We start from the raw sequence: 8,701 nt of genomic DNA, 5'->3' as shown, positions 1-8,701 counted from the left end.
AATTTCTTGATAGGAATATTTTTCTATAAAGAAAGGAACGGTAGGTGGAAGAAAAAACCGAAACTAGGAACCCCGGTTTGTACTATCGGGCCATACCGGCCGGGATTTCCATGCACGGCACCATCTCCACGGTAAAAATATCCCTGCTGCGGACTTTGATACCGGTGTTTCGGAAGCAGGTGCGGAGAAATCCCAGCTTCCGCCACATGAAAAATTGGGTTACCTGGAAATGCTCAGCCAACTCCCAGCAACTGCGTAGTTTTAGTTTGGATACGGCATACATCAATTCCGCATCCGGAACCAAATAATCGGTAGCCCATCGCATAGCTCCCGTTTCATCCTTGGAAACGGTGATGCGGTCCTGGCCGGGGCTGGTAATCATGAAATTACGCCGGATGCCGCTGAAGTGGTGCCCCAGTTCTTCTGCAAGGACGCACGTGTGCAGGCGTTCGTTATGATGCAGGCTTTCATCAAGGATAATGCATGGCGCCACCGGGTCCCAAACATACAGCCCTAACAATTTGTCACGGGAGCAGTTCCTCAGTTTTTGATACAGTAGCATTATTTTTTCATGGCGAGCAAGTTCCAGCAAATGTTCCAGATTCGTCATCTTATAAGACCCCCTACCCAGCCATATTAATAGTTTCGGCAGGGCAGGAGACATGCTTCATAGGAAAAAGTATGACCACTACCGTTTCGTCAGGTAGTGGTCTTTGTATCGCTACTGTTTTTTTCTCGTTCTTCCTTTTCCTGGGCATCCAATTCCCGCTTCATTCGCCGGGCTTCAAGGATGCTCTTTTTGATCACTTCTTCCAATTCCGGCGTCAACGGTATACTCTCCGCCCCCTCTAGGTGGGCGGCCATTGGGATTTGGCGAATGTCGATGTCCTCTTCGGGTTCCTGGGGCTCCTGTAGCTGTGTAGATACTTGTTCAGACGGTGTATGTTTGTCGTTGTCATGGACAATTGCCACGTTTTTCTTTTGGTTTTTCTTAACCAATATACCCATTAACTCCTCAACTACTTCCAATTGCTCGGGTTGAAGTTGCCGGGCCATATCCAGAGTACGTTGCAATTCAGGAGGAACCATAAGTTTATCCGATGGCGATTCTCCCGGTTCGTCAAGGAGATAGCCAACAGGTACATCAAGCGCACATGCAATTTTCATTAACATGTCCGGATCAGGACGTCGGGTATCTTTCTCATAGCGGCTGACAGCATTATCTTTAAGCCCCAGAGCTTCAGCGAGTTGGTTTTGCGTTAATCCTTTGGCCTTTCTGGCCGCCCTAATGCGGTCACCAAGAGTCATCATATTCACCAGCTTACCAAAATGGTAGTGTAATTATAATATAACCACATTTTGTGGGCAATTAAACCTGACAATATGGTAATCTTGGTATTGACATCTCCCGTTATGGGAGATTATAATTAAATTACTTGAAAGGTGAGAAGCAGAATGTGTCATGTTAACCTTGAAAAAATCCGGGAACTCAGGCGATCCTTAAAGATTTCCCAAAAGACAATGGCCAAAAACCTTGGCTACAAAACCGAAGTGGGTTATCTGTACTTGGAAAAAGGGCGATGCCGTATCAGGGCAGACCAGTTGGTCATAATCGCCGAAACGCTTGGCGTTAAGGTTGCGGAGCTTTTAACCGCAAAGCGAGATGATGCTTATGCAGAAGATCCAAATCTTCGCTGACAACGACCCATGAGGTGTTATGAAATGTCTCACACCGAATTCAGGTGCCCCAAGTGCAGAAAGCTTTTATTAAAATATTCACTCCGCGGCTCTTTGCGGATGATAATAAAATGTCCTCGATGTAAAAATACATGTTCTGTCGAGGTAAAAGGGGTGCTCCCGGATGATGATACAAATAAATCAAGCTGAAATGAAAACTTTTTGTCGCCTTATTGCGCTAGGCATCTATCGAAAGATGCAAAAAACGCGCATGAATAACAAAGAAAACTTACTGTTAGTACCGACATCTCCTTCCCCTAACTATACCAGAAACCGGAAAACATTACCATAATAATTACTGATGTGCTCTTAGAAAGGGGTGGAAAGCCATGATGATATGCCCTGAATGCGGCCACCGCTTTAGTAAAATTAGCGAGCGCCTGGACCGGTTGATTGTAAAGTATCAGCGAATGCTACAGGGTTAAGGAGGCGGGACGGACATGAAGATCGTTTTTCATAGCGATGCTGAACGTCGGGCCTGGGAACTGTTTTTGGAAGCTCACCGAAAATGGTATAAGAATCATGGTGATGAGCTGACGGATATGGTGGACTTTATGGGTGAGGTTGAAGATAAGGCGGTGGTTGATCTGGCGCGCAACATGGTGATTAATCCGGAGAAAATTCAAACCGACAACGGAATCATGCTTGATGAGCTTTTTTCAGATGAAGAGGCAGATGCACTTGTTGGAAAAAAGGTGATGGATGCGGTCAATGATGAGAAAGCAAGTGTTGTTGGTTTCGGCGGTGGTTACATAGAAGTCGAGTACGAAGACGGGTGCTTGGACAGGATCAACAAAAGTGAGTTTCAGGAGGCGTTCATCAATGACCTGCGCTGAATGCCGTTGGCGGCAATACTGCTATTCCGACCCGGTGACGTGGGAAATCGAACCGGGGGAATATGAGAAATTTGAGATCGACAAAGAGTGGTGTACTGCCGAATTGCTGGCCGCGTGCTTGGCGGAATAGGGTGGTCCCCAAAAAGATACGCCTGGGCGGGATAGCCCGCCGGGCAAAATTTATCATTCCTCCTCAACCTTAAGAGGGCCATACTTCTTTTCAAAGCCGGCAATATATTGCTCAAGGACGTACTCAATCTCCATAGCGATAGAGCGCTTGTTCTTCTTTGCAATGAGCTTGATTTTTTCGAAGCACTCGTCTTTCAGACGCAAGGTAAACTGTTTTTTATAAGTAGTCATTGTATGCCTCCAAAATGAAATCATATTGCAATCACATTTATTATAACCTTGCCAAAAAATATTTCTATATTCATATTGACATCAAAGTGAATTCACTATATTATTAAAAGTGGGTGGTGGAATCAAAATGAATTCACCTAAAAAGCGCATAACAACTTATAGGCTTACTTTAGAACTCGATCATATAATCGCGAAAGAAGCGGAGAGGTTGGGTGTATCCAAAAATGCGCTGGTACAAATGACGCTGACAAAGGCACTGCTTCCGGCCAATAACAATAAGCAGGCCGTCCCCGTTGTGGCGATAAGTAAGTGAAGGAAAAGGATTCAAGTTAATCATAATTTTACCCGGAAATAGTAATTTTGTCAGCTAATTCTTGTTCAAAAGGGGTGGATGTCATGAAAATAACCGAGATAATCGCGGATGAATCCATCTACCCCCGTGCTGAAATTGCCCCAGATACCGTGGCCCGCTACCGCGAAGCTTTGGAAGCCGGCGCGAAGCTGCCGCCGCTGGTTGTGATGCCCGATGGCCGCCTACTGGACGGCCGGCATCGGTTGGAAGCGTGCCGGCAACTCGGGGTTGAAACGGTAGAAGTGGTCGTGGAGGACCCTACGGATCCGGATGCCCGGGCGGTGGAACTGAACCTTCGGCATGGCCGGCCGCTTACCCGGCAGGAATTGCGAGAAGCCGCACGGCGGTGGTACGGAAAAAGGCTGGTTGTTGAGATTGCCGGCCTGCTCGGCGTCACCCGGCAGACCGTGCAGAACTGGGTGGCCGACCTGGCGACGGAGCGGGAAGATGCGCGGAGCGAGATCAGGGGAAAAGCCCTGGAAATGCGGGCGGAGGGGATGACACAGGAAGAGGTGGCGGAGAAGTTGGGTGTTCCGCAACAAACAATTTCACGCTGGGAGAATCAGGAATACTCAAGTGTAAAAAATTTGACACTTGGGTATTTGAACCAAGCCAATCCTGATCAGGAGATGGATGCGGAAAAGGATGAGCCCTGCGCGGATGAATGGGATGAAGCTGAACAAGCCCCTGAAGAAGTCGATCAGGAGAAAGAATCTGTGGGGCCGGAAGCGGATCATTCCCCGGTGGAACCACTGGTTCCCACCGAGGAAACACCAGCCCGGGATGAAGATGAAACCCCCGGTACCGACAACAGACCCCTGAAAGATTACGGTGGCCGTGCAGCGGCAGAAGAATTCAGAAAAAAGATCCTTCCTTACTCTGACATGGTAAAAGAATTTTTCAACAGCATAAGAAAAACATACGAACTTGCAAAGCAACTAATTGAGCGAGAGGATGAATTACTTGAATCCGTCGCAAGTATGCAACATGATGGAACAACTATATCACTTCTGGCAAATACGGTGATTCCTGCCTGTGAAACAGTGTATTTCCCTTATATCTCCAATGCTAAAGACATGCTGGCTGAAATAATCAAACCTGGGATTAAGGGTGTAGTAAACAACAAAAAGTTTAAGGCCATCAAGGGGGGCAAAACAAATGGCGGCTAAACAAAGGAAGCGTCGCGGCGGCGTCCTGGCCGACGCCCTGCATAAACTCATCGAAGAGCGCCACCCCAACGGTCTGCCCGTGGGACAGGCGGCCGCCGACCTGTACGGCAGCGATACCAAAAACCACCGGGAGCGGATCTACCGCCTGGCCGCCGCATTACGGAAAAACAATATTTTGGTTTACAGTTTTGGGAGCCGTTACCATTTATGTAATAAAGACGGCTTGCGGTTGACAGAAGTTGCCGTTCAGCGCCATATACTTGCAATTTCTATGTTGCAAAATGCGTTTTTGTTAACAGAAAAGGCATTTGAAATTGGTCCACCAGAACAAAAAAGCAGGCTGGAACAATCCCTTAATGACCTAAAGCAACAAATAAAGAGGATGCTTGGGTAATGGACATCGCGATCTGCAAATAAATGGGTCAGAGGGTTATATGGTAGTGAAAAACACGGTGACGGAAGCTGAATGGGAAGAAATTAAATTAGCACTTGAACAAGCTAAAGGTGATATTGGTCCGTTTAAATGCAAAGAATGTCAGTGTAATATCTGTCGTCGATATGTTGATTTAGAGTCTTGCAATGAATATAGTTTCGACCGAGAACTAGATGGGTGTGAAAAAGGAGGCTGTATAACTTGCAATGGACATATAAGGAATAATTGTGATGATTTTATAATAAACAGTGAAATGTATCACGGTAAAAAGAAAAAGTCAACTGGTCAGTTAGCTTTTTCTCCCTTTCCATAACGGGACCGGGCTTCGGCCCGGTCCATACAAAAAACACTGCGTTGCCGGGGCACCCGGGCGTGGACAACCCGCCCGGCTACGACGGCACGGTATGAAAAAAGAACCTCTTGCCTTGTTTCGTTCGTTTTACGCGGACGGAATAGGGGAGGAGATTCTTCCTGAATTGGAGGTCTTGGCCTCCGCCGTGACGTGTGGCGCGCTCTGAGCGGAAGGCGCATAATCTGCGAAAACGGCTGCACAGGGCCTTAGTCCCCTTGGGGATGACAGGGATATGCAGTACGAGCGTGGTGGATGCGCTGGAAGCGAAGGGCGAGTGCCCGACGGTCCGGCTTTGGGGGTTATATGCCGCGATAATATTCGAACCCCCTTGCAAATCCGGGTGCAACATGACTTCCTGCGCCTTTGGCCGGGAAGCCCGGGCCGGCAGGTTTGGTCAGCTTGCTCAAGCTGGTACGGGGTCGCGCCCGCTACCTTACCCACTACATAACGGGGACAGCAGATACAAGCTAACAAACTTAAAGCGTTTTTGCTTTAAGCAGCGCCTGCAGCGAAATGACGCTCAGCTTGCACCATTCCCTGGCCCTTTTATCCCTGGGGGGAGCGTGGATCAAGTAGGAGGCGGTATCCGGCGCTACCGCGCCCAATGTGGCGCGGGAATCCGGCCCGATGGTCAACGCCTTCCCGTGGCGGGCCGGGGACCCGGTTTTACCCGGGACGAAGATTGACCAAATTCAAAATAAAGGGGGAGCAGTATGCGCGTGCCAAGCAGTCCCGAAACCTGCGAGGAAATTAAGAAGTATGCCCGCCGTGCCGTTCGGCGGTGGGGGAAACGCGCCATAAAAGAATATCCTATTCCTCCGAGGTTCAGTCGTTGGAAAGAATACTGCTTCTTGTCCTTAAGAAAAGAGTTGATGCAGGGGTGAATGCCATCAGCGAATTGGCAAAAAGCTATCGCAAGGCATTTACCCCGTCTGCTCGCTTTACGGTTCTTCGCCGGGCGTGGAGCATGTATGGGCACGAAGGGGTAAAAGCCGTAGCCCTAGCCACAGGATTAAACCCTGAACACGTGCTTCGGTCGTTCCAGGAATGGCTCAAAGCCCGCCGGCGGGCCGAGCGGGGAAAGATGTCCGTGATCGTGATTCCACCACCCGCACCGCTTGACGACATTGGTGAGGTGGCAAAACTGGCTGCCGGCGGCGGCATAGAAACATATTGCGGCGGTAAGCGCACAAATTGGAAAGATGGCTCAGGTCATATAAAAAGTGCCGCCGGCGGGCAGGCATGGGATGCTCTAATGGGTGGATCTAAGTAATCTGGTCGGGCGCCGGGAGGCGCGGCTGAATGGGAGGTTGTTTAAATGGCTAACTGGATTACAGGTAAGGGGTGGGTAGGAAAATACGCAGGCAGGGATGATAAGTGCCTTGGTTGTGGTAGTGAGACAGATTGTGACTGCCGATGGGTAGAGTGCCCTATATGCGGAGAATTATGCTGGGTTGGCAAGGGTAATGAGCTAAATTACGATTATACCTGCTACAGGGGATGCGGCTATTCTGCGCGAGGATATGATAAATTAGACTAAAAATTTCGCAGGGGGGTGGCCTGACGGCGCGCTTTCCATAGTATAAGTGTCCATGGGTCCCACGCCGTTATCAGCTATGAAAAATCCAACTTTCGGGATCTACCAACAGGACGATGAAAAGTCAGATTACGGCAGCGACATTGCGGATCCCCGTATTAATGTGGAGCATCAAGCTCTGGCCAGGGTGAACAATCGAGAAGATAGGTATCCCGTTGCCAGTATAGATTTTGTTTTGAGGATGCTTCCGGACATGACCACCGAGGTTGTGGTGAATGAGGACGGTTGCGTCACAGTTTGGAGAAATCCTCCGGGGCCATGTCTTGACACGAGCAGGTGGCAGATGCTGTGCGACGGCCACGTGCCGAGTTGCGAACCGTATAGAGGCATAACCGCAAATGAGCAAGCTATGGGCTACGCGCCCAGAGGTTGCAAGGAATATTACAAATGCATTCGAAGCTGGAGGAAAAAGGCAATTCGCCGGGCTTAATACGCCCGGTATTATTTTTAGTATCTACAGAAAGGATGATCGTACATGGCAAATTTACGAGAACCGTTTTCCTCCTTACCCGACGAAGTAAGGGACGCACTGATCAATTATTACGGCTCCCCTGAAAAGGTAATGGAGTATTTCTCCGCCCGATTCGGAACATATGCCGCGGAAATCATGGATTCTGTTGGCAAGCGCAACAACAGATTGGGGCCTACCGACCCGATCATCGGGGTGAACATTACCACGGGCAAAATCCATTTTGATCATATCGAAGAATTTTACGCATTTCCCTGGGACGACGGCCACCCGCGGCCCGGGGGACACATGGAGGCACTGAAATCATTAAATGAAGCTGGACCGATAGAATTGGAAAAAGTTGTTTAATCCCGCTTGAAGCGGGATTTTTTTGTATAGCGAAAGAAGTACGCATAAGATAACTTATGCGAACAAAAACCCCCGGAAAGTTCGTATAAGTTAGCAGCAAACCCCTGCTAAGTGTCTAAAAAAAGTTCGCATAAGTAAATTGCAGATCGGGGCGACCATAATGCTGGAGAAATTTCAATCTTACCTGCGGGGAAAAGAAGTTTCTGACCGCACCGTGCGCGACTACCTGGCTGTACTGGGCAGGTTCGCCCGGTGGGTTGAACAGTCATACGGGGAATTTGATCCCGCCGCTGTGACCCCCCTGGACATCGCTGATTACCGGCGGCAGTTCGTAGAAAAAGGGAGGAAGCCCACAACCATTAATCACTACCTGGACATTTTAGGCGTGTTTTTCGAGTGGGCACAATCGGAGGGGTTGATTCAGACCAATCCGGCTACCGGGATCAAAAAGGTGTCCCAGCAAAGACAGGCTCCGCGCTGGCTGGATAGAAGGGAGTTGGGCGCGCTAACCCGCGCAGTGCAAAAATACGGCAGTGCAAGGGATAAGGCCCTCATTGCACTGTTATTGCACACTGGGTTGCGCATATCGGAAGCAGTGGTGCTCCGCCAGGAGGACATTGTTACCCGCGAGCGCTCGGGGATGGTCATAGTCCGCCAGGGGAAAGGCGGCAAATACCGTGAAGTTCCCCTGAATGTTACAGTAAGGCGCACCCTTGAGGAATACCTGGAAAGCGTTAATGGTGAATGGGTATTCCCCAACCGCCGGGGTGGACACATTACCACCCGGGCCGTGGAAAAAATCCTGTCTCGTTTCGGTGTGTTCTCCGGTGTGGAGATAACCCCGCATATGCTCCGGCATACATTTGCCAAGCAGTTGGTTGACCAGGGGGTAAGCCTGGACCAGGTAGCCGTGTTAGCTGGCCACTCGAATCTAAACACAACGGCAAGGTATACAAGGCCGTCGCTGCACGACCTGGAGTTGGCGGTAGATAAGCTGGCCTGGGAATGAGCATTGAAAAACGCCCCAGTTTAGTGTAAACTAAAGCCA

The 8,701-nt window shown here is 49.4% G+C and carries 13 protein-coding genes; 9 read left to right on the top strand and 4 right to left on the bottom strand.

The window, feature by feature from the left end:
* Positions 1–82 precede the first annotated feature (82 nt).
* Positions 83–610 carry an ImmA/IrrE family metallo-endopeptidase gene (locus tag A6M21_RS07135; RefSeq protein ID WP_066667418.1) on the bottom strand — a complete coding sequence of 176 codons (528 nt, stop codon included), beginning with the start codon at positions 608–610 and terminating at the stop codon, positions 83–85.
* Between the two features lie 89 nt (positions 611–699).
* Positions 700–1,308: a helix-turn-helix domain-containing protein gene (locus A6M21_RS07130; protein ID WP_066667417.1), complete on the bottom strand. Its 609-nt coding sequence runs from the start codon at positions 1,306–1,308 to the stop codon at positions 700–702.
* A 147-nt stretch (positions 1,309–1,455) separates the two neighbouring features.
* Between A6M21_RS07130 and A6M21_RS07125 the strand changes: the two genes are divergently transcribed.
* The 3 genes from A6M21_RS07125 to A6M21_RS18705 all read left to right on the top strand — a co-directional run bounded on the left by A6M21_RS07125 (position 1,456) and on the right by A6M21_RS18705 (position 2,703).
* Positions 1,456–1,698, top strand: a complete 243-nt coding sequence (locus tag A6M21_RS07125) for a helix-turn-helix domain-containing protein (protein ID WP_066667416.1) — start codon at positions 1,456–1,458, stop codon at positions 1,696–1,698.
* Positions 1,699–2,177: 479 nt separating this feature from the next.
* Complete coding sequence (locus A6M21_RS07120; protein WP_066667414.1) at positions 2,178–2,573, top strand: hypothetical protein; 396 nt, start codon at positions 2,178–2,180, stop codon at positions 2,571–2,573.
* Positions 2,560–2,703 carry a hypothetical protein gene (locus A6M21_RS18705; RefSeq protein WP_161486025.1) on the top strand — a complete coding sequence of 48 codons (144 nt, stop codon included), beginning with the start codon at positions 2,560–2,562 and terminating at the stop codon, positions 2,701–2,703. Before A6M21_RS07120 ends, A6M21_RS18705 begins: the two co-directional genes overlap by 14 nt.
* A 53-nt stretch (positions 2,704–2,756) precedes the next feature.
* Here the strand turns inward: A6M21_RS18705 and A6M21_RS18340 are convergent, their stop codons facing one another.
* On the bottom strand, positions 2,757–2,933 hold the full coding sequence (locus tag A6M21_RS18340) for an Arc family DNA-binding protein (RefSeq protein WP_151191837.1): 177 nt from the start codon (positions 2,931–2,933) through the stop codon (positions 2,757–2,759).
* A 396-nt stretch (positions 2,934–3,329) separates the two neighbouring features.
* On the opposite strand from A6M21_RS18340, the gene A6M21_RS07110 reads away from it, so the two are divergent.
* From A6M21_RS07110 to A6M21_RS18335, 3 genes are read left to right on the top strand one after another with little or no spacing between them, the layout of a single operon-like run.
* Positions 3,330–4,454, top strand: coding sequence for a helix-turn-helix domain-containing protein (locus A6M21_RS07110; protein ID WP_066667410.1), 1,125 nt, complete (start codon positions 3,330–3,332; stop codon positions 4,452–4,454).
* Positions 4,444–4,848: a hypothetical protein gene (locus A6M21_RS07105; protein WP_066667408.1), complete on the top strand. Its 405-nt coding sequence runs from the start codon at positions 4,444–4,446 to the stop codon at positions 4,846–4,848. Before A6M21_RS07110 ends, A6M21_RS07105 begins: the two co-directional genes overlap by 11 nt.
* A gap of 46 nt (positions 4,849–4,894) precedes the next feature.
* Positions 4,895–5,200, top strand: coding sequence for a hypothetical protein (locus A6M21_RS18335; protein ID WP_151191836.1), 306 nt, complete (start codon positions 4,895–4,897; stop codon positions 5,198–5,200).
* A gap of 515 nt (positions 5,201–5,715) precedes the next feature.
* Here the strand turns inward: A6M21_RS18335 and A6M21_RS18700 are convergent.
* Positions 5,716–5,874 (bottom strand): hypothetical protein, encoded by a 159-nt coding sequence (locus A6M21_RS18700; protein ID WP_161486024.1) that lies wholly within the window; start codon positions 5,872–5,874, stop codon positions 5,716–5,718.
* Between the two features lie 197 nt (positions 5,875–6,071).
* Here A6M21_RS18700 and A6M21_RS07100 point away from each other — a divergent pair, with 197 nt between their 5' ends.
* From A6M21_RS07100 to A6M21_RS07085, 3 genes are all read left to right on the top strand, one after another.
* Positions 6,072–6,512, top strand: a complete 441-nt coding sequence (locus A6M21_RS07100; protein WP_066667406.1) for a hypothetical protein — start codon at positions 6,072–6,074, stop codon at positions 6,510–6,512.
* A 799-nt stretch (positions 6,513–7,311) separates the two neighbouring features.
* Positions 7,312–7,653 (top strand): hypothetical protein, encoded by a 342-nt coding sequence (locus A6M21_RS07090; RefSeq protein ID WP_066667404.1) that lies wholly within the window; start codon positions 7,312–7,314, stop codon positions 7,651–7,653.
* 160 nt (positions 7,654–7,813) lie between these two features.
* On the top strand, positions 7,814–8,662 hold the full coding sequence (locus tag A6M21_RS07085; protein WP_066667402.1) for a tyrosine-type recombinase/integrase: 849 nt from the start codon (positions 7,814–7,816) through the stop codon (positions 8,660–8,662).
* The last annotated feature ends 39 nt before the right edge of the window (positions 8,663–8,701 follow it).

The organism is Desulfotomaculum copahuensis, assembly GCF_001655685.1.
Lineage (GTDB): Bacteria > Bacillota > Desulfotomaculia > Desulfotomaculales > Desulfovirgulaceae > Desulfotomaculum_G > Desulfotomaculum_G copahuensis.
This window is presented reverse-complemented; position numbering and strand designations above follow the sequence as displayed.